Source organism: Pseudomonas sp. GZD-222 (assembly GCF_049310525.1).
Taxonomy (GTDB): Bacteria; Pseudomonadota; Gammaproteobacteria; order Pseudomonadales; family Pseudomonadaceae; genus Aquipseudomonas.
Genome location: NZ_JBMOWO010000147.1, coordinates 30,388 through 51,173, shown reverse-complemented (window position 1 = coordinate 51,173; position 20,786 = coordinate 30,388). Strand labels below are relative to the sequence as shown.

18 protein-coding genes are annotated in these 20,786 nt (G+C 62.5%); 12 read left to right on the top strand and 6 right to left on the bottom strand.

The window, feature by feature from the left end; translation table 11 throughout:
• Window positions 1–176: 176 nt before the first annotated feature.
• From ACO6VD_RS26650 to ACO6VD_RS26620, 7 genes are all read left to right on the top strand, one after another.
• Window positions 177–1,343, top strand: a complete 1,167-nt coding sequence (locus ACO6VD_RS26650; protein WP_422422828.1) for an efflux RND transporter periplasmic adaptor subunit — start codon at window positions 177–179, stop codon at window positions 1,341–1,343.
• Window positions 1,340–4,441 carry a multidrug efflux RND transporter permease subunit gene (locus ACO6VD_RS26645; RefSeq protein ID WP_422422827.1) on the top strand — a complete coding sequence of 1,034 codons (3,102 nt, stop codon included), beginning with the start codon at window positions 1,340–1,342 and terminating at the stop codon, window positions 4,439–4,441. The genes ACO6VD_RS26650 and ACO6VD_RS26645 overlap by 4 nt, the downstream gene beginning before the upstream one ends.
• A gap of 9 nt (window positions 4,442–4,450) precedes the next feature.
• On the top strand, window positions 4,451–5,125 hold the full coding sequence (locus ACO6VD_RS26640; protein ID WP_422422826.1) for a heavy metal response regulator transcription factor: 675 nt from the start codon (window positions 4,451–4,453) through the stop codon (window positions 5,123–5,125).
• Window positions 5,100–6,479, top strand: a complete 1,380-nt coding sequence (locus tag ACO6VD_RS26635; protein ID WP_422422825.1) for a heavy metal sensor histidine kinase — start codon at window positions 5,100–5,102, stop codon at window positions 6,477–6,479. The genes ACO6VD_RS26640 and ACO6VD_RS26635 overlap by 26 nt, the downstream gene beginning before the upstream one ends.
• Window positions 6,480–6,667: 188 nt before the next feature.
• Complete coding sequence (locus ACO6VD_RS26630) at window positions 6,668–6,892, top strand: hypothetical protein (RefSeq protein WP_422422824.1); 225 nt, start codon at window positions 6,668–6,670, stop codon at window positions 6,890–6,892.
• Between the two features lie 206 nt (window positions 6,893–7,098).
• Complete coding sequence (locus ACO6VD_RS26625; protein WP_422422823.1) at window positions 7,099–8,433, top strand: OprD family porin; 1,335 nt, start codon at window positions 7,099–7,101, stop codon at window positions 8,431–8,433.
• A 154-nt stretch (window positions 8,434–8,587) separates the two neighbouring features.
• On the top strand, window positions 8,588–10,081 hold the full coding sequence (locus tag ACO6VD_RS26620; protein WP_422422835.1) for a diguanylate cyclase domain-containing protein: 1,494 nt from the start codon (window positions 8,588–8,590) through the stop codon (window positions 10,079–10,081).
• Here the strand turns inward: ACO6VD_RS26620 and ACO6VD_RS26615 are convergent.
• Complete coding sequence (locus ACO6VD_RS26615) at window positions 10,078–10,554, bottom strand: PA2169 family four-helix-bundle protein (RefSeq protein WP_422422822.1); 477 nt, start codon at window positions 10,552–10,554, stop codon at window positions 10,078–10,080. The genes ACO6VD_RS26620 and ACO6VD_RS26615 overlap by 4 nt on opposite strands.
• Before the next feature lie 201 nt (window positions 10,555–10,755).
• On the opposite strand from ACO6VD_RS26615, the gene ACO6VD_RS26610 reads away from it, so the two are divergent.
• Window positions 10,756–10,986: a DUF3820 family protein gene (locus tag ACO6VD_RS26610; RefSeq protein ID WP_400169872.1), complete on the top strand. Its 231-nt coding sequence runs from the start codon at window positions 10,756–10,758 to the stop codon at window positions 10,984–10,986.
• Here ACO6VD_RS26610 and ACO6VD_RS26605 read toward each other — a convergent pair whose 3' ends face one another.
• Genes ACO6VD_RS26605 through ptsP form a run of 3 tightly spaced genes read right to left on the bottom strand, consistent with a single transcriptional unit; the run spans window position 10,987 to window position 16,529 of the window.
• Window positions 10,987–12,723, bottom strand: a complete 1,737-nt coding sequence (locus ACO6VD_RS26605; protein ID WP_422422821.1) for a PTS fructose-like transporter subunit IIB — start codon at window positions 12,721–12,723, stop codon at window positions 10,987–10,989.
• Window positions 12,720–13,670: a 1-phosphofructokinase gene (pfkB, locus tag ACO6VD_RS26600; RefSeq protein ID WP_422422820.1), complete on the bottom strand. Its 951-nt coding sequence runs from the start codon at window positions 13,668–13,670 to the stop codon at window positions 12,720–12,722. Before pfkB ends, ACO6VD_RS26605 begins: the two co-directional genes overlap by 4 nt.
• Entirely contained in the window at window positions 13,671–16,529 is a 2,859-nt protein-coding gene (gene ptsP / locus ACO6VD_RS26595; protein ID WP_422422819.1) for a phosphoenolpyruvate--protein phosphotransferase, read from the bottom strand.
• 283 nt (window positions 16,530–16,812) lie between these two features.
• Between ptsP and cra the strand changes: the two genes are divergently transcribed.
• Window positions 16,813–17,808: a catabolite repressor/activator gene (gene cra / locus ACO6VD_RS26590; protein WP_400169868.1), complete on the top strand. Its 996-nt coding sequence runs from the start codon at window positions 16,813–16,815 to the stop codon at window positions 17,806–17,808.
• 2 nt (window positions 17,809–17,810) lie between these two features.
• The gene (locus tag ACO6VD_RS26585) at window positions 17,811–18,587 is read left to right on the top strand and encodes a TatD family hydrolase (protein WP_422422818.1); all 777 of its coding nucleotides are present in this window, start codon (window positions 17,811–17,813) and stop codon (window positions 18,585–18,587) included.
• Between the two features lie 9 nt (window positions 18,588–18,596).
• Here the strand turns inward: ACO6VD_RS26585 and ACO6VD_RS26580 are convergent, their stop codons facing one another.
• Entirely contained in the window at window positions 18,597–18,959 is a 363-nt protein-coding gene (locus tag ACO6VD_RS26580) for a VOC family protein (protein ID WP_422422817.1), read from the bottom strand.
• A 46-nt stretch (window positions 18,960–19,005) separates the two neighbouring features.
• Window positions 19,006–19,608 (bottom strand): hypothetical protein, encoded by a 603-nt coding sequence (locus ACO6VD_RS26575; RefSeq protein ID WP_422422816.1) that lies wholly within the window; start codon window positions 19,606–19,608, stop codon window positions 19,006–19,008.
• Window positions 19,609–20,074: 466 nt separating this feature from the next.
• Here ACO6VD_RS26575 and ACO6VD_RS26570 point away from each other — a divergent pair, with 466 nt between their 5' ends.
• Both ACO6VD_RS26570 and ACO6VD_RS26565 read left to right on the top strand, forming a co-directional pair.
• Entirely contained in the window at window positions 20,075–20,302 is a 228-nt protein-coding gene (locus ACO6VD_RS26570; protein ID WP_400169864.1) for a hypothetical protein, read from the top strand.
• A gap of 78 nt (window positions 20,303–20,380) precedes the next feature.
• The gene (locus tag ACO6VD_RS26565) at window positions 20,381–20,689 is read left to right on the top strand and encodes a DUF3077 domain-containing protein (protein WP_422422815.1); all 309 of its coding nucleotides are present in this window, start codon (window positions 20,381–20,383) and stop codon (window positions 20,687–20,689) included.
• Window positions 20,690–20,786 lie beyond the last annotated feature (97 nt).

Here is a 20,786-nt window from a genome sequence, read left to right as displayed (position 1 = left end):
GAATCGGCAGGGCGTACGACTCTAGTGAGAAATGGACCGGATTTATTGATCCAGCTCACAATAATTGGCAATTGGCCACTACCCTCCCCGCCAAGCTGTCAGCGCTGTCAGTTAGCCGTCACCCTGCTGACCTGATCGAGCCGCTATAAACTAGGCATCGCCCCGGGATTTCACCTATGCGCATTCAGCCCCGCTCCCTTGTCATCTGCGTCGCTCTGTTTGCCCTGGCCGGCGCAGCCTTTTGGCTGTTCGGTCGCCCGGGTACAGAAAAAGCCGCGCACAACCCGGCCATTCCGGTGCGTGTCGTTGCGGTCAAACAGCAAGACGTGCCGCGCTTTGTCAGCGGTATCGGTTCGGTACTGTCGCTGCACAGCGTGGTGATCCGTCCGCAGGTCGAAGGCGTGTTGACGCGCCTGCTGGTCAAGGAAGGTCAGTGGGTCAAGCAGGGTGACCTGCTGGCGACCATCGACGACCGCGCCATCCGCGCCAGCCTGGAACAGGCCAAGGCGCAGCTGGGGCAGAGCCAGGCGCAACTGCAGGTCGCCGGCGTGGATCTCAAGCGCTACAAACTGCTCAGTACCGATGATGGCGTGTCGCGGCAAACACTGGACCAGCAACAAGCCTTGTTCAATCAACTGCAAGCCACGGTGCTGGGCAACCAGGCGGCGATTGCCGCCGCCCAGGTGCAATTGTCCTATACCCGGATTCTCTCGCCGGTGACTGGCAGGGTCGGTATCCGCAATGTCGACGAGGGCAACTTCCTGCGTGTGGCCGATGCCCAGGGGCTGTTCAGCGTCACCCAGATCGACCCGATCGGCGTCGAATTCTCCTTGCCCCAAGCCATGCTGCCGACCTTGCAGGGGCTGCTCGACGCACATCCTGCAGCCGTTGTTCAGGCCTACCTGGAAGGTGACGGCGACAGCGGCGGCACCTTGCTGGCGGAAGGTCATCTGACCCTGATCGACAACCAGGTCGCTGCCAACACCGGGACCATCCGGGTCAAGGCCGAGTTCGCCAACCCCGACGCGCGCCTCTGGCCAGGCCAGCTGGTAACCCTGAAGCTGCAGACTGCACTGGAACAGAACGCGCTGGTGGTGCCACCGCAGGTGGTGCAGCGCGGCATCGACGGGCACTACGTTTACCGGCTGGTCGGCGACAAGGTCGAGAGCGTGCCGGTCAAGGTGCTGTATCAGGACAGTGCCCTGAACATCATTGCCGGCGTGCGCCGCGACGATAAGCTGGTCTCCGATGGTCAGTCCCGGCTCAAGCCCGGGGCCAGTGTCGAAGTGGCCGCAGAAAGCGCCACAGCGGAAGACGTGGCCACCGGCCAGGTGCAGCCATGAAAGCGCGTGGCTCGATCTCGGCCTGGTGCATCGACCGCCCGATCGCCACACTGTTGCTGACCTTTGCCCTGGTGCTGCTCGGGGTCATCGCCTTTCCGCGCCTGCCGATCGCGCCCTTGCCGGAGGCCGACTTCCCGACCATCCAGGTCACCGCACAACTGCCTGGCGCCAGCCCCGAAACCATGGCTTCTTCCGTGGCCACGCCGCTGGAGGTGCAGTTCAGCGCCATCCCCGGCATGACCCAGATGACCTCCAGCAGTGCCCTGGGTTCGACCAACCTGATCCTGCAGTTCACCCTGGAAAAAAGCATCGACACCGCCGCCCAGGAAGTCCAGGCCGCGATCAACACCGCCACCGCGCGCCTGCCCCAGGACATGCCCAGCCCGCCGACCTGGCGCAAGGTCAACCCGGCGGACAGCCCGGTGCTGATCCTCACCGTCAGCTCGGCGCAGATGCCCGCCAACGAACTGAGCGACTACGCCGAAACCCTGCTGGCCCGGCAATTGAGCCAGATCGACGGGGTCGGCCTGATCAACATCACCGGCCAGTTGCGCCCGGCGATTCGCGTCCAGGCGCAACCGGACAAACTCGCTGCCCTGGGATTGACCCTCGCCGATCTGCGCCAATCGATCCAGCAGACCAGCCTGAACCTGGCCAAAGGCGCGCTGTATGGCGACAACAGCGTCTCGACCCTGGCCACCAACGACCAGCTGTTTCACCCCGAGGAATATGCCGAGCTGATCGTCTCCTACCGTGACGGCGCGCCGGTGCACCTGAAGGATGTCGCCAAGGTCATCAACGGTGCCGAGAATGCCTACGTCAAAGCCTGGTCCGGCGAGCAGCAGGGCCTGAACCTGGTGGTGTTCCGCCAGCCCGGTGCCAACATCGTCGAAACCGTCGACGGCATCATGGAGGCGCTGCCCCGGCTTGCGCAGATGCTCCCGGCCGCCGTCGAGGTCTCGGTACTCAACGACCGCACGCAGACCATCCGCGCCTCACTGCACGAAGTGGAAATCACCCTGATGATCGCCGTGATCCTGGTGATCGGGGTGATGGCGCTGTTCCTGCGGCAATGGTCGGCGACCCTGATCGTCTCCAGCGTGCTCGGGGTGTCGCTGATCGCCAGCTTTGCCCTGATGTACCTGTTCGGCTTCAGCCTGAACAACCTGACCCTGGTGGCCATCGTCATTGCCGTGGGCTTCGTGGTCGATGACGCCATCGTCGTGGTGGAGAACATCCACCGTCACCTGGAAGCCGGCGACAGCAAGCGCGAAGCGGCGATCAAAGGCTCCGGGGAGATCGGTTTTACCGTGGTCTCGATCAGCTTTTCGCTGGTGGCGGCGTTTATCCCGTTGCTGTTCATGGGCGGTGTGGTCGGCCGTCTGTTCAAGGAGTTCGCCCTCACCGCGACCTCGACCATCCTGATTTCGGTGGTGGTCTCGCTCACCCTGGCACCGACCTTGTGCGCCCTGTTCATGGAGCGCCCCGAGCACAAGGACCAGCACAAGATCACCTTCGGCGAACGCCTGCTGGCCTGGTACGAGCGCGTACTGGTCAAAGCCCTGGCGCATCAGCGGCTGATGATGGGGATCTTTGGCGTTACTCTGGCACTGGCGGTGGTCGGCTACGTCGCCATTCCCAAGGGTTTCTTCCCGGTCCAGGACACCGGTTTCATCCTCGGCACCTCTGAAGGGGCTGCGGACATCTCCTACCCGGACATGATCAAAAAGCACCAGGCACTGGCCAAGGTCATCGAAGCCGACCCGGCAGTGCGCGCGTTCTCCCATGCGGTCGGGGTCACCGGCAGCAACCAGACCATTGCCAACGGCCGCTTCTGGATCGCCCTCAAAGACCGCGGCGAGCGCGATGTCTCGGCCAGCGAGTTCATTGATCGCCTGCGGCCGAAACTGGCCAAGGTGCCGGGTGTGGTCCTGTACCTGCGCGCCGGCCAGGACATCAACCTGAGCTCCGGCCCCAGCCGCAGCCAGTACCAGTACGTGCTCAAGAGCAACGACGGCGCGGCGCTGAACCTCTGGACCCAACGCCTGACCGAACGCCTGAAGGCCAACCCGGCGTTTCGCGACCTGTCCAACGACCTGCAACTGGGCGCCAGCGTCACCCGCATCGAGATCGACCGCCGCGCCGCGGCACGCTTCGGCCTGACCACCACCGACATCGACCAGGCACTCTATGACGCCTTCGGCCAGCGCCAGATCAGCGAGTTCCAGACCGAGACCAACCAGTACAAGGTGATCCTCGAACTCGACGCCCGCCAGCGTGGCAAGGCCGAAAGCCTGAACTATTTCTACCTGCGCTCACCGCTGACCGGCGAAATGGTGCCGCTGTCGGTGCTGGCCAAGGTCGCGCCACCGAGCACCGGGCCATTGTCGATCAGCCACGATGGCCTGTTCCCGGCCGCCAACCTGTCGTTCAACCTGGCCTCCGGTGTAGCCTTGGGCGATGCCGTGCAGATCCTCGAACGCACCCAGCGTGAACTGGGCATGCCCGATTCGATCATCGGTAACTTCCAGGGGGCGGCACAGGCCTTCCAGAGTTCGCTGTCGAGCCAGCCCTGGCTGATCCTCGCCGCGCTGGTGGCGGTGTACATCATCCTCGGCGTGCTCTACGAGAGTTTCGTCCATCCGCTGACCATCATTTCCACCCTGCCCTCCGCCGGGCTGGGTGCGTTGGCGCTGCTGTGGCTGTCGGGACAGGACTTCAGCATCATGGGCCTGATCGGCATCGTGCTGCTGATCGGTATCGTCAAGAAGAACGGCATCTTGCTCATCGACTTCGCCCTGGATGCCCAGCGCACCCTGGGCCTGAGCCCCGAACAGGCGATCCACCAGGCCTGCCTGACGCGTTTCCGGCCGATCATGATGACCACCCTCGCCGCCCTGCTCGGGGCCGTACCGCTGATGTTCGGCATGGGCGCCGGCGCCGAACTGCGCCAGCCGCTGGGCATTGCCGTGGTCGGCGGGTTGCTGGTCAGCCAGGCGCTGACACTGTTCACCACGCCAATCATATACTTGGCCCTGGAACGTCTGTTCCATCGGCGTCAGGCGCCACAAAGCGTGGCGCAGCCCAATGCCAGTTGAGAACCGATCATGCGTGTGCTGATTATCGAAGATGAAGAAAAGACCGCCGACTACCTGCACCGCGGCCTGACCGAGCAAGGTTTCACCGTCGACCTGGCCCGCGACGGCATCGACGGTCTGCACCTGGCCCTGGAAGGCGATTACGCGGTGATCGTCCTCGACGTCATGCTGCCCGGCCTGGACGGTTATGGCGTACTGCGCGCGCTGCGTGCGCGCAAACAGACGCCGGTGATAATGCTCACCGCCCGCGAGCGGGTCGAAGACCGTATTCATGGCCTGCGCGAGGGCGCCGACGATTACCTCGGCAAGCCGTTCTCGTTCCTCGAACTGGTCGCCCGCCTGCAGGCCCTGACCCGCCGCACCGGCAGTCACGAACCGGTGCAGATCCAGGTCGCCGACCTATGGGTCGACCTGATCAGCCGCAAGGCCAGCCGCGCCGGACAACGCCTGGACCTGACCGCCAAGGAGTTCTCGCTGCTCAGCGTGCTGGCCCGGCGCCAGGGTGAAATTCTCTCCAAGACTGCCATCGCCGAGCTGGTCTGGGATATCAATTTCGACAGCGACGCCAACGTCGTCGAAGTGGCGATCAAGCGCCTGCGCGCCAAGCTCGACGGCCCCTTCGAAACCAAGCTGCTGTACACCATCCGAGGCATGGGCTATGTTCTGGAAAACCGTGCCGACTAACTCCATTGCCCTGCGCCTGAGCGCGTTGTTCACCCTGGTCGCGCTGGGTGTGTTCCTGGTCATTGGCAGTGCCTTGTACAAGCAGGTCGACCGAAGCCTCGACCTGCTGCCCGCCGCAGAGCTGGAAGCGCGCTTCAGTGTGCTCGAGTCCTCGCTGACCCGCTACGACACCACCGAGCACTGGGCCAAGATCACCAACAAGCTCAACCTGCTCAGCGAAGAAGACCGCCGTATCCGCTTCTGGGTGGTCAGTGGCAACAGTACCTTTGAATACGGCCATCCCGACGCCAGTATCCGCACCTTCGCCTCGGGGCCGCTGGGCATGCGCGACCTGCACCTGAGCAACAGCCCCTACCCGTACAAAGTGCTGGTCAGTGAACTGCCAGAAATGGGCGCGCGTCCGCCGCTGCGCTTTCTGATCGCCATCGACACCGAAACCTTCTGGCAAACCCAGCACACCTTGCTGGTGGCGATTATCAGCCTGTCGGTGTTCGGCGTACTTCTGGCCTCATTGCTCGGTTACTGGGTCGCACGGGTCGGGCTCAAGCCGCTGGGCAAGCTCTCTGCCGAGGCGCAGAAACTGGCCCCACCGCGCCTCAGCGGTCGCCTGCAGCTGTCAGACCTGCCGCCCGAGGTCGCGCAGTTCGCCAGCGCCTTCAACTCCACACTGGAGCGTGTCGACCAGTCGTATACCCGTCTTGAAGCCTTCAATGCCGACGTCGCCCACGAGCTGCGCTCGCCGCTGACCAACCTGATCGGTCAGACCCAGGTGGCGCTGACCCGCGGGCGCAGTGCCGAGCATTACTTCGAGGTGCTGCAGTCGAACCTGGAAGAACTCGAGCGCTTGCGGACCATCATCAACGACATGCTGTTCCTCGCCAGTGCCGATCAGGGCAGCAAGGCCACGGCGCTGACCTGCAGCTCGCTGGCCGAAGAAGTGGCGGCGACCCTCGATTACCTGGACTACATCCTTGAAGACGCCCAGGTGCGGGTCGAGGTCAGTGGCGATGCCCAGGCGCACATTGAAAAGGCCCAGTTGCGGCGGGCGTTGATCAACCTGCTCAACAACGCCGTGCAGCACACTGCCGCCCAGCAGGTTATCCAAGTGCGTATCGAACAGGTGGACGGGCAGATCAGCATCGCGGTGAGCAATCCGGGGCCGGCGATTGAGCAAGAGCATTTGCCGATGCTGTTCGAGCGCTTCTATCGGGTCGATGCCGCGCGCACCAGCGGTGGGGGCAACCATGGCCTGGGGCTGGCCATCGTCAAGGCCATTGCCCTGATGCACGGTGGCAGCGTGTTCGTGCGCAGCCAGGCGGGGGCCAATACCTTCGGGATTCTGTTGCCGGCCTGAAGCCCATCGCGGGGCAAGCCCGCTCCCACAGTGGTGGACCGGTGGGAGCGGGCTTGCCCCGCGATTAACCTCGACTATTACCCTGGACGCAACAGTACTTCTCGAAAAAGTCACTGTTTCTTGCCGGTGTTTCCGACTAATTTAGTCGGACCTACTTAACACTTGCACCGCAAGAAGGCTGTTTCAAAATGTCCAACAGTATGGGTGTTGCCAGCGTATTCGTCCTGTCTTCCCTGTTATTGTCCCCCCTGGCCATGGCCGAGGAATCCCAGGCGTTCGTCGCTCGCAATGCCGAGCTGGCCGCCGTTCACGATCAGGCTCGCGAGGCCTTCGCCGCGCAGTCCGAGCAGTCGTCAAAGCCCGCAGAACAGACCGCTTCCAAGGTTTCTTCGAGTGACGCCGCCGAGAGCTGATCGCGATACCGTTTCGCCCTTCGACTCCTTGGGTGATCGCACAGGTGACTTGAACGCCGGTGCGGTTGTCTTTCAAAGCCGCTGATGATCAGCGGCTTTTTTTTCGTGTGTCGAAAAGTGCCAGCCTGCTGGCCCGTTTGTTCATAACAAGACCAAGTTTCGCACAATAAAAACTGCCTTACCTTCACCCCAAGGAGTACACCCCGGTGAACACTGCTTTGCGCTTCACACCCCTGTTCGTTGCACTGGCTGCAACGATCCCCTTCAACGCCCAGGCCGATGAGGAAAAGGCCGAAGGTTTCATCGAAGGGTCCAGCCTCAACGTGCATGCCCGCAACTACTACCTCAACCGCAATCAGCTGGATCGCGGTGTGCGTGACAACCGGGAATGGGGCCAGGGTTTTCTCGGCAAATTCGAATCGGGCTACACCCCGGGCACCGTTGGTTTCGGTCTGGACGTACACGGCATGCTCGGGCTGAAACTCGATGGCGGCGCCGGCACTTCCGGCACCAGCATCCTGCCGATCAACACCCAGGGCGATGGCGAGCCGGGCAAGGCTCACGATTCGTTCTCGACCGCCGGTGCGGCAGTCAAACTCAAGGCCTTCGACACCGAACTCAAGGCCGGCGACCTGTTTCTGACCAACCCGGTGATTGCCGGCGGTGAGTCGCGCATGCTGCCGCAGACCTTCCGTGGCGTCAGCCTGACCAACAACAGCGTCGAAGGGCTGATGCTCGAAGCTGGCCAGGCCAGCTTCACCAAGCCTTACAACCAGAGCGGCCACCGGCGCATCGACACCTACTACGGCGCCTTGCCCGATGATCGCGACAGCCGTCACCTGAACTGGGCCGGCATGGCCTGGAGCGGCGTGCCGAACCTGACCTCGAGCCTGTACGCCTCCGAGCTCAAGGACATCTGGAACCAGTACTACTTCGACCTCGACTACACCTGGCAGGTGAGCGAGCTGGTCAGCCTCAACCCGGGCCTGCACTACTACCACACCCAGGACACCGGCCAGGCGCTGCTCGGCAACATCGACAACAACACCTACAGCCTGCATTTCACTGTCAATGTCGGCTACAACAGCCTCACTGCGGTGTACCAACGGGTCAACGGCAACACCCCGTTCGACTACATCAACCAGGGCGACAGCATTTACCTGGACAACTCGCAGATCTACTCGGACTTCAACGGCCCCAACGAGCGTTCGTGGAAACTTAAATATGCCTACGATTTCACCGGCCAGGGCATTCCCGGGCTGACCTCGATCGTTTCCTACTCCCGCGGTGAACTGGACCTGACCAAGGTCGACCCCAACAGCGTCGGCTATGGCGAGCACTGGTACAACCCTGAAGGCAAGAACGCCCAACACTGGGAACGCGACATCGACGTGCAGTACGTGTTCCAGCAAGGCAGCCTCAAAGACCTCTCGGTTCTGCTGCGCTGGGCCAGCCACCGTGGCAGCCAGGGCTACTCGCAGATCGACAATGACGTCGATGAATACCGGGTAATTGTCGACTACCCGCTGAACATCTTCTGACCCCTCCTTGAGCAAGAGCTGGCGCTCTAGCCAGCTCTTTCCGTCGGCTCACTGCCAAAGTTCTTGTTCGACAATCCTGTGGCCCCTAGAATACCGCCGCCGCGTAACCACGCCGCGACTCTTCTGACGGTCTTCAGCTGCAGCGACCATGACTTTGCCCTCTCGATCCAAGCGATCTGCCCTGTACAAGTCTCATCCGGAGCTGATCCTGAACCTGGGCAGTTGCCTTGCGGTGCTCGCCATCGTCGCCATCGTCAGCTACCTGGTGATGCGTGAGCGCAGCAGCATCGAACAGAGCGCCGCGCGCTCGGCGAGCAACATCGTGCAGTTGATCGAAAGCGACATCGTGCGCAACGTCGAACTCTATGACTTATCCCTGCGCGGCCTGATCTGGGCGGTGAAGCAGCCGCAACTGCGTACGCTACCGGCCGATCTGCGCCAACAGGTACTCTTCAACCAGGCATTCACCACACCGGTACGCGGCGACATCCTCTGGCTCGACGCCTTGGGTAACGTGGTTGCCGACTCCACCAGCGTGGTCCCGCGCCAAGCCAACTTCGCCGACAGCAAGGTGTTCCAGAGCCACCGCCAGAACGCCCACTCAGGTTTGGTGATCAGCCCGCCCTTCAAGGCCCGCCTGGGCAACCTGGACTGGTGCATCAGTTTCAGCCGCCGTATCGACGGCCCCAACGGCGAATTCGCCGGAGTGGCTGCTGGCGCCCTGCGCCTGTCGTACTTCACCGATCTGTTCAAGCGCCTGGATATCGGCAACGACAGCAGCATCAACCTGATGAACACCGACGGCGTCCTGCTGGCACGGCAATCGAGCATTGCCGACGACACGCTGATCGGTGCCAACTTCGCTGACCGCCCAAACTTCAAGCGCCTGCTGGCCGATGGCAGCGGCAGTTTCACCGGATACTCCGGACGCTCCGGCAAACCCAAGCTGTATACCTTTGCGCGGGTAGCCGACCTGCCGCTACTCGTTGTGGTGGCGCGTTCGGCCGATGAGGTGTTCGAGTCCTGGCGGCGCACAGTGCTGCTGGTCAGCGTTGCCACCGGGGTACTGTGTGTCGGCATCCTCTGGCTGACCTTGCTGCTGGGCCGCGAGTTGCGCCGCCGCCATTGCGCCGAGCAAGACCTGGCGGAACTGGCGGCCACCGACAGCCTTACCGGCCTCGCCAACCGCCGTCAGCTCGACCAGGTGCTGCGTCGGGAATGGTCACGGGCCCAGCGCAATCACCGCCCGCTGGCGGTATTGATGGTGGATGTCGATCACTTCAAGGCCTTCAACGAACGCCATGGTCACCAGGGCGGTGACGACGCCTTGCGCAAAGTGGCCGCCGCTATTGCCCGCAGCATCCGCCGCCCGGCTGATCTGGCAGCGCGCTACGGTGGCGAAGAGTTTCTGGTGGTCTTGCCCGAGACCGAACGCCAAGGCGCGCAGATTCTCGCCGAGCGCATTCGCCGCAGTGTCGAGGCGCTGCCGCCGTTTGGTGAAGACACCCAGCCGGTTACCGTGAGTATCGGTATCGGCTGCTACACGCCAGACGCCCAGCACGATCTGGCGACCTTGCTGGGCAATGCTGATGAGGCGCTCTACAGCGCCAAACGCAACGGGCGCAACCGCGTCGAAACCGCGACCTAGGAACGGGCGCGGGCAGCGTTGCGCAGCGCCTTGACCTGGTCATGATTGCGTTGCACGCCATGGTACTGGCGCTCAACCAACGGAATGACTTCGCTACCAGAGGCCAACGGCAGCTTGGCGAGCTTCTCCAGGGCATCCTTGTAGGCTTTCAGCGCGTGGTCCTCACCGCGTTCGACTTCATTGAGCACCGCTTCTTCATCCTTGCCGGTGAGCATCGACTTGAGGTTTACCCATTTACGGTGCAAGTCACCGCTGACACTGGTGGACGTCTCTGGATCGCCGCCCAGGGCACGCACATGATGCTGCAGCTCGGACGCGGCGGTACCGCACTCGCCGGCACGCTGGAGGAAATAGGTTTTCAGCTCGGGGTTCTTCACATCCTCGGCAGAGGTTTTGAAGCCTTTCTCACCATCCTTGCTGAATTCGATCAGTTCATTGAGTACCGAGACAACTTCTTTGTGGGGACTGGTCATGACACTACTCCTTTGCACGAGGGAACATGCCTAAATACCGAGCAGTGTTCGTGCCAGCCTGGATTCTGAAAATATCCCGATGTTTTTCAGCTGCTTACGATTAATTGAACTCTCAGGATTCCAGCGTTCTGCATGAACTGTCCTTTGGCCTTCATGCAGATTGCATGTATGTTCGACAGGTCCCTTTGAGAATCACATTGCATGAATCCCGAGATGCTTGAACTGCTGGTCACCCGCGAAATGCCGTTCGGCAAATACCAGGGCCGGCTGATCGCCGACCTGCCGGGCCATTACCTGGCCTGGTTCGCCCGCCAGGGCTTTCCCAAGGGTGAACTTGGCGGACTGTTGGCCTTGATGCACGAGATCGACCACAACGGCCTCGGCGAACTGCTGGTGCCCCTGCGCAAGAAGCACCCGCGCCGCCGTCCCTGATCAGGCCTTGACCGGCTGTACCGCCAGCTCCACTACTTCACTGCGCTTGAGCACGGCATAGACCAGCGCCGTCAGCAGGCTGCCGGCGAGGATCGCCAACAGGTACAGCAGCGCATGGTTGATGGCGTTGGGAATGAGCATGACGAACAGCCCGCCATGGGGCGCCATCAGCTTGCAACCGAAGTACATCGACAGTGCGCCGGTCAACGCACCACCGGCGATGCTCGCCGGAATCACCCGCAGCGGATCCTTGGCGGCAAACGGAATCGCCCCCTCCGAGATAAAGCACAAGCCCAGCACAAAGGCCGCCTTGCCGGCTTCGCGCTCGCTCTGGGCGAACTTGCGCCGGGCGATGAAACTGGCGATACCCAGGCCAATCGGCGGCACCATCCCGGCGGCCATGGTCGCCGCCATCGGCGCGTAGCTCTGCGACGCCAGCAGGCCCACCGAGAAGGCATAGGCGGCCTTGTTGATCGGCCCGCCAAGGTCCACACACATCATCCCGCCAAGCAGCACACCGAGCAGAATCGCATTGGTGGTGCCCATGCTGTCGAGAAAATCGGTCAGCCCTTCGAGCATCCCCGCCACCGGTTTGCCGACCACATAAATCATCACCAGACCGGTGAACAAACTGGCCAGCAACGGAATGATCAGGATCGGCTTCAAGGCATCCAGGCTACTGGGCAAGCGTACCCAGCGGCTGATTGCCTTGGCGCTGTAACCGGCGAGAAAGCCGGCAACGATGCCTCCGATGAAGCCTGCCCCGAGGGTGCTGGCCAGCAGGCCGCCAATCATTCCCGGCGCCAGCCCGGGACGGTCGGCAATCGAGTAGGCGATATAACCGGCGAGCAGCGGCACCATAAGTTTGAACGCGGCATCACCACCGATCTGCATCAGCGCCGCTGGCAAGGTGCCCGGCTCTTTGTAGGCTTCAATCCCGAACACGAAGGACAAGGCGATCAGCAAGCCGCCCGCCACCACCATCGGCAGCATGAACGAGACGCCTGTGAGCAGGTGCTTGTACACCCCGGTCTTCTCGCTGCGGGTAGCGCCGACATTGGCGCTTTGCGCGGCCGACTCCTCGCGCCCTTCAGCCAGGGCTTTGTTCAATGTGGCCTGGGCCTGTTTCAAGGCCACACCGGTACCGCAGCGATAAATGCGCTTGCCAGCAAAACGTTCGGTGGGCACCTCGATATCGGCCGCCAACAGCACCACATCGGCCTCGGCGATTGCCGCAGGCGGCAGTGGATTGCGCGCCCCGACCGAGCCCTGGGTCTCGACCGTAAGCTGGTAACCCAGTTGCTGCGCAGCCTGTTGCAGAGCTTCGGCAGCCATGAAGGTGTGCGCGACGCCGGTCGGGCAGGCGGTGATGGCGACGATTTTGGCGCTGCGCTCGGCGGGCGTCGATAGCGCCTCGCTGACCGGCTGATAAACCTCGGCCTTTTCTGCAGCCTCACAAAGAAAGTGCTGGGCATCGCCCAAGGCCTGGGCCGGGGTGCTCTGGAACAGGCGCTTACCGGCGAAGCGCTGCAAGTCCAGCGGACCGCTGTTGACCACCAACACCCAGTCGGCAGCAGCAATCACCGCCGCCGACAATTGCCGTTGCGGTTGCTGCGGATCATGCACTTCAACACTGGTGCTCCAGCCCAGTCGCTGCGCCGCAGCTTCCAGCAGGCGTGCACTGAGCACACTGGAAACCTGGCCGTTGGGGCAGGCGGTGACGATGGCGATATTCATCTGCAACCCTCTTGTTGTTCTTCGCGCAGGCGCACGTCGTGCTCAAGGTGCGCCAGCTGGGTGCGGTCGTTGATGCCAAAACCGATCTGGGTCACCGCCTGGGCGGCAATCGCGGTAGCCAGGCGCAAGGTTTGCTCCGGTGCGGTAGCGCTGAGCAGGCCATGAACCATACCCGCCAGCAATGAGTCACCAGCGCCGACCGTACTGGCCACCTTGACCGTAGGCGGCACAGCAGTGAGCGCACTCCCCTGCTGAAACCAGTTGACCCCCTGCTCGCCCTGGGACACCACCACGTGCTCGACACCTTGGGCAATCAGGTGCTGGGCCGCTGCCTGTTGTTCGGCAAAACTGTGCACCGTGCTGCCAAGCACTTCGCCCAGCTCATCGGTGTTGGGCTTGACCAGCCAGGGCGCACTTTGCAGCCCGGCCCGCAGCGCTTCACCGCTGCTGTCCAGGGCAACCTTCAGGCCCATGGCCTTGAGCGAATCCAGCAATTGCTGGAACCACTGCGGGCTGAGGCCGCGCGGCAGGCTGCCTGCCACCACCACCGCATCATGGCCGGGCGCGATATAGCTGAGCTTGGCCAGCAGTTGCTCACAGGCCTGCTCATCGACCTGCGGGCCTGGCCCGTTGATGTCGGTCACGCGGCCATCGGCTTCGACCAGCTTGATATTGCAGCGTGTCTCACCGGGCACGCGGACAAAGCAATCGGCAAAGCCGCGACGGGCAATCAGGGCCTCGAACGGCTGCAGATTATCGGCGCCGAGAAAACCGCCGACGGTGACGCTATGGCCAAGGTCCGCCAGCACCTGCGCGACATTCAGGCCCTTGCCCGCCGCATGGCTGTGCTGCGCCTGGCTGCGGTTGACCTGGCCGCTGTGCAGCGCATCGAGGCTGACCGTCAGGTCCAGCGCCGGGTTGAGGGTGAGGGTGAGTATCTTGGCCATTCAATCGTTCTCCACCAGCGCCCGGACGGCGCTGGCACTGCCCTGCAGCAGTGCTTGCTGAGCAAGCTGCCGGGCGTGTTCAAAATTCAGTTCGCGGACCTGGGCCTTGACCTCGGCGATGCTGCGCGCGGCAACGCTCAGCTCATCGACGCCCAGCCCCAGGAGCACGGCAACGGCTTGCGGATCCGCCGCCAGTTCGCCGCACACGCCCACCCACTTGCCATGGGCATGGGCGGCACGCACGGTCATGTCGATCAGTTGCAGCACGGCCGGATGCAGGCCATCGGCCTGGGCCGACAGGCTCGGATGGCCACGGTCGATGGCCAGGGTGTATTGGGTCAGGTCGTTGGTGCCGATGCTGAAGAAATCCACTTCACGGGCCAGCACCGGCGCGACCAAGGCTGCCGACGGCACCTCGATCATGATCCCCAGTTGCAGGTCGCTGACACTGATTTCTGCGCGCAGGCGCTCGACCATCGCCCGTGCCTGTTGCCACTCCTCCAGCTGACCGACCATGGGAAACATGATCCGCAACGGCCGGTCATCCGCCGCACGCAGCAAAGCGCGCAACTGGCTCTCCATCACCTGCGGGCGCTGCAGGGTCAGACGAATGCCACGCACACCGAGGAACGGGTTCTCTTCCTTGGCAATCGGCCAGTAAGGCAGCGGCTTGTCGCCGCCCACATCCAGCGTGCGCACCACCAGTGGCCGACCGTCGAGACCGTCGAGCACACGGCGGTACTCGCCCTCTTGCAGCGCTTCATCGGGGAGCTGCTGGTGGGCCATGAAAATCAGTTCGGTGCGCAACAGGCCGATCCCTTCGGCGCCGTGATCGACGACCGCCTCGATGCCTTTGCTGTCACCAATGTTGGCGAACACTTCAATGGCATGCCCGTCACGGGTCACCGCCGGCTCCAGACGATGAGCGCGGGCCAGTTGCAGACGTTGCTCGCGGCGATCACGCTCGGCCAGTGCGCGCTGCAGTTCATCGGCGGGCGGCGCTACCTGCAGGCGACCGCGCTGGCCATCGAGCAACAGCGCAGTACCCGAGGCAATCAGCAACACCGCATCGCCGGCACCGACCACCGCTGGGATGCCCAGGGCGCGGGCGACGATGGCACTGTGCGCGGTGGCGCCACCACGGGCGGTGAGAATCCCGGCGACACGCGCCGGGTCGAGCCGGGCCACATCCGACGGACCGACCTCCTCCATTACCAACACATAAGGTTGCTCCGGCGCCGGGATATCCGCTTCACCGCAGAGCTGGGCCAGCACCCGCCGACCGATGTCGCGCAGATCGGCCGCGCGCTCGGCGAGCAAGGCGTCGTGCAGCGCCTCCTGCTGGCGCGCTGCATTGTCGATCACTGCCATCCAGGCCGCCGGAGCGCTTTCGCCCTGGCGCAGGCGCTGGTCGACTTCGTCGGCCAGATCGGGGTCGGCGAGCATTTCCTGATGGGTGATGAAAATTTCGCCAATGGCCTTGGCCTGGCTGCGCTGGATCAGCGCGCCGATCTCGGCATTGACCGCGGCCAGTGCTTGCTGCAAACGCTCACGCTCGATCGGCAGCGACTCACCGCGCAGTGGATAATCGAACTCACGCAGCACCTGAATATGCGCCGGGCCGCTGGCGATCCCCGGCGCGGCCGCCACGCCCTGAATCACTGCACCCGGCAATGGCGCCTGAAGCTCAGGCTCCGGAAGCAGTTCAGGCGCGGCCTCGACCACAGCGGCCAACGCTTCGACTTCCTCGCCCAGGCCTTGCTCGATTGCCGCCAACAAAGCCGGCAGCGCATCAGCAGCCACACTGGGCTCAGCAATGATTTCCAGCACCTGACCGCGGCGAGCACCGAGGCTCAGCAGCTTGCTCAAGCTCTTGGCGGAAACGGCCGCCTGGCCGCTGTCGACCACACGCAAACGAATTTCACCGTCAAACGCCTTGGCCAGTTGCGCCAGCTCTTTGGCCGGCCGCGCATGCAGCCCATGGGCATTGGCCAGGCCGATACGCACGCTGGGCCAATCGGCCGGCACCTCGCCGCCCAATACTTCGAGCACTGCACGGCTGTTGGTGGCACGGCACAGCTCCTGGCCACGGCCTTCGATCAGCAGCGTACACAAGCGTTCGAGCAAGGCCTGATGGGCGGCGCCCAGGCTAGCGAGACAGAACACGCCGTGCAGAGGCTGGTCGCGATAACGCAGCGGTTGTTGCGGAGTGACGAAGGCCAGCCCTGGCTGACGCACCGCCTGCTGGCTGTGCAGCCACCACAGGCCTTCGCCCAGCGGCAGCGGCTCGACCTGCTGCAACACCCCGGCGAAGCTGGCGCTGACACAGTCGGCACGCTGCAATAGCCGCGCAGCGCGCCAGACCAACTCGTCGAAATCTTCCGCCGCGACGCCCAGGCCGATCATCTGCGCATCCAGCGCCAGCTCCTGCGGGGCGCCTTGCAGCAACTTGAGCAGGGCCTCGGCAGAACTCGCGCGGCGCAATGCCTCGGCCAGGTCGGTTTCGCCCAGGGCGCGAGTCAGCAGTTGCAGCAGGCGCAGGTGTTCATCAGAGCGTGCAGCGATACCGATGGCCAGGTACACCTTATGGCCATCGCCCCAGTCCACCCCCTCGGGGAACTGCAACAGGCGCACGCCGGTGGTAAACACCTGATCGCGGGTTTCCGGAGTGCCATGAGGGATCGCAATACCCTGGCCGAGAAAGGTCGACCCCTGCGCCTCGCGGGCTTGCAGGCCAGCCAGGTAACCCTCGGCGACCAGGCCATCACGGACCAGGTGCTCGGCTAAAAGCTGCAGCGCCGCCGACTTATCCACAGCCGACTGGCCCATGGATATCTGCTCTACAGTGAGCTCGAGCATGACCTTCTCCTTTGCAGCACCAGGCCGGTGCTGAGGTATTGTTGTGAATTTTTCAGCATAGGGCCAGTTGCACTCGGCCCTCGGCAGGCGTTGGTTCGGCAGAAAAATCGCCTGCTGAAACGTTTAATCTGGAATTGTGAGCACGTTACTCGATAATCTTCGATCAATGAAGCCCCATCTTGTCGGACAATTGCGACAATGGTCGTCTGCGCCCTGATCACAGAATCGGCGACAATTCCCGGTCAGGCTGTGCAAGCAGCCCCGGTATAACAAGGAATTTGCGGTGAAACTCAGCGATATCGCCCGACTGGCCGGTGTGTCCGTAACGACTGCCAGCTATGTCATCAACGGCAAGGCCGAACAGCAACGCATCAGCAGCAGCACGGTGGAGCGTGTGCGTGCGGTGGTCGAAGCTCATGGCTTCACCCCCAACCCGCAGGCCGCCGGCTTGCGTAGCCGTCACACCAAGACCCTGGGGTTCATTCTCCCGGACCTGGAAAACCCCAGCTACGCACGCATTGCCAAGCAACTGGAACAAGGCGCCCGGGCCAAAGGTTACCAACTGCTGATCGCCAGCAGCGACGACCAGCCCGAGAGCGAGCGCCAGTTGCAGCAGCTGTTCCGTGCCCGCCGTTGCGATGCGCTGTTTGTCGCCAGCTGCCTGCCGGCCGGTGACGACAGCTATCGCCAACTGCAAGCCAAGGGCCTGCCGATCATCGCCATCGACCGCAGCCTGGACCCGGCGCATTTCTGCTCGGTGGTCAGCGACGACCGCAACGCCAGCCTGCAACTGACCCGCAGTCTGCTCGCCACCAAACCGGCGCACATCGCCCTGATCGGTGCGCGGCCAGAGCTCAGCGTCAGCCAGGCGCGTGCCGGCGGTTTCGATGAAGCCCTGCAAGACTTCAGCGGCAAGGTCAGCCGCTACCAGGGTGAAGCTTTCAGCCGCGAATGCGGCCAGCGCCTGATGACCGAACTGCTAGCCGAACTCGGTGGCTTGCCGGATGCCCTGGTCACCACCTCCTACGTCCTGCTGCAAGGCGTGTTCGACGTACTGCAAGCGCGCCCGGCCGACTCGCGCAGCCTGCAACTGGGCACCTTCGGTGACAACCAGCTGCTCGACTTCCTGCCGTTGCCCGTCAACGCCATGGCCCAGCAACACGGCGTGATGGCCGAAATCGCCCTGAAACTGGCCCTGGCTGCGGTTGAAGACAAACACTACGAACCCGGCGTACACGCCGTAGGTCGAACCTTCAAACAGCGAATCATCAAGGCCTGAGCATGCGCCTGATCGACACCCACACCCATCTGGACTTTCCGGATTTCGACCCTGACCGCACGGCCCTGCTGGCCAACGCCAGGGCCGCGGGTGTCGAACGCATGGTGGTGCTCGGGGTGTACCAGGACAACTGGCAGCGGGTGTGGGACCTGGTCAGCAGCGACCCGCACCTGTACGCCGCCTTCGGCCTGCACCCGGTCTACCTCGACCAGCACCGCCCGGAACACCTGCGTGAACTGGGCGACTGGCTGACCTGCCTGCGCGGCGAACACCAGCTGTGCGCTGTAGGTGAATTCGGTCTGGACTACTACTTGCCGGAGCTGGACCGCGAACGCCAGCAGCACTGGTTCGAAGCGCAACTGCAACTGGCCGTTGATTTCAACTTGCCTGCCCTACTCCACGTGCGCCGTAGTCATGCCGCGGTGATTGCCACGCTCAAGCGTTACAAGCTGCAGCGTGGCGGCATCATTCACGCATTTGCCGGGAGCTTTGAAGAAGCGCGCGAGTATCACAAGCTCGGGTTCAAGCTGGGCCTTGGCGGCGCCGCTACCTGGCCGCAAGCCCTGCGCTTGCACAAGGTGCTGCCTCAGTTACCGCTGGAAAGCCTGGTGCTGGAAACCGATGCGCCAGATATGGCGCCGGTGATGTATGCCGGGTTGCGCAACAGTCCGGAGCATTTGCCGCAGATTGCTACTGCGCTGGCAGCGGTGATCGGGATTGAGGTGGAGCGGTTGGCTGAGGTGAGTACGCGCAATGCCTGTGAGTTGTTTGGCTGGTAGACGCTGGTCTCAGCTCGTAAGTTGGCGCAAGCCTATGCAGTTCCCCCAAGGATCACGCACCTGCGCGATCCACTCCCCGCCCTCAATCTGCACTGGTCCGCGATAGAGCGCGCCGCCTATCCCCTCCAGGCGCTGCACTTCCCGGCGCAGGTCCTCGACTGACCAGTAGACCACCGACCCAGCCGCCCCACTGCTGACCTTCTCATCTCCATCGATAATTTCCAGCGCCACGCCATCCAGCTGCAGTTGCCCATAATCATCGGAATCAGGAAATACCCGCACCGCCTGAGGAAAGGCCTGCACATACCACTCGGTCGCGGCTCTCCAGTCCTTGGTATGCAGGAGAATGGAAACGATGTGATTACCGGGCATCTGGCCTCCTTGGCACCGCCTGCTCTCAATTCAACCAACGACCGGCTCAAAACCAGCCGCGATCATCCTCAAGCTCCGCCCGGCACTGCTTGAGCTGTGCACTGTAAACCTTCGACTGCTGCTCGACTTTACGCGCCACCTGCATCAGCCACGGCTTGTTGCGATAGGTACCGCGACTGAAACCACCGCGCCCCTCATGGTAGGCCAGGTACTGGTTGTAGACGTCCCACTTGGAAATCCCGAGCTGCTTTTGCGTGCCATCGGTGTACCAGCCGATAAACATCATCGCGTCATCGAAATTGTCCCGCGAGCCGCCATTGCCGGTGCGATCCTTGTACTCACCCCAGACCGGATCCTGCGCCTGTGCATAACCGTAGGCAGAACTGACGCGCCCCCACGGAATTATCCACAGCAGGTAATCGCGGGGTGGCAGCGCATCGTGAACAAAACTGCTTTCCTGCTTCATGATCGCCATCGCCACGTGTTGCGGCGTGCCGAACTTCTGCTGCATCTCCAGCGAGTCTTCGTACCAGTCAGGGTATTCGCGAAAGATATTGCAGAGATTGTTCTGATCCCGGGGTGGCGCGGTGGCGCAGCCCGTCAAGATCACATACATGAGCATCAGCGCCCAAACCCGCCCTTGTTTCATCCATCGCCCCAGCAAAAAAATGAGGGCATTAGTTGCCCTTCGTATGTAGCGCAGCACCTGAACGGAGCAGGTTCTGCTGATGTTCTATGATGGCCTGCGCGTTGGCAGGGTCACCAGTGTTGCGAACAGTTTGATCAATTAACGACCAAAACGGCTGCTTCAGGGCAACAAATCTTCAGAATTTCCTGATTCCCTGTAGTCCATTTCCGAATCATACTTTCGCCGCGCGTAAGCCATTGCGATGGCCTGGGTAGCGTTCTAGTCTCGCCAGGTCGTTGGCACTCAACGACCGGCTTTGACAGGCCGTTCAGGACCTCTAGAGCACGTGCACGCTTCATGGCGGTTGTACGTGGGGCACCTCGTGTGCGCCGAGTTCTAGAGTCCTCGGTCTGTCAACCCGCGTACAGCTGCCACCTACTTGTTTGACAGCAGGTCTGTAGCAGCCCTACTGGCTCTAGAGGTTCACATGCTGAAGATTGTCCCCGACCCACCGCTTCATTCCAATCAATCCCTCGAAGATATCCTCGTTCAAATCTCCGAATATCTGGTTTGCGCGATGACCGTGGCGCAGCAAACAGTCCTGCTTCATTCCAGCTCCTCATGCCAGGTCCTGACCTTGGCCTCCATGCACGAAATCGACAATGCCCGACACTTGGTCGAAGTGGCCTTGAGCAAAGTTCAGTTGCAGCACTGAGATATCCACAAACTAGCGCCAGCCCTGCTCTAGCAAGGCTGGCCGCTCAGGGCGTAGCGCATGCCAGGAGAGGAACGGATGAACGAAAGCTTCAAGACGACAGGCGTCGGCGTATTCGGTGAAGGCGCGAGCGGGAATGCCGCTGAACAACTATTTCGGGTTGAGCCCGGACACAGTGCGGAGTTTGTTCTGGAGCAAGCGACGCTGCTAATGAGCTGTGTAAACAAACTTACCCAGCATATGTTGTTTGAGCAGGATGAATCGATGATCTGTGCAGCCCACTACTTGAGCGGGATGGCCAAGGCGCTGGTTCAGGACTTGGCGCATGGGATGATGGTGAAGTGTTCGCCAGACGGAACGGGCACCAATCGCGAAGTTAAGAATTGAGGATAAACCATCTCAGCTACAACTTCAGAAATTTGTAACTTTCCGCATCCAAATCTTCAAAACCTCCCAGCCCTTTGTAGTCCATTTCCCAAACTTC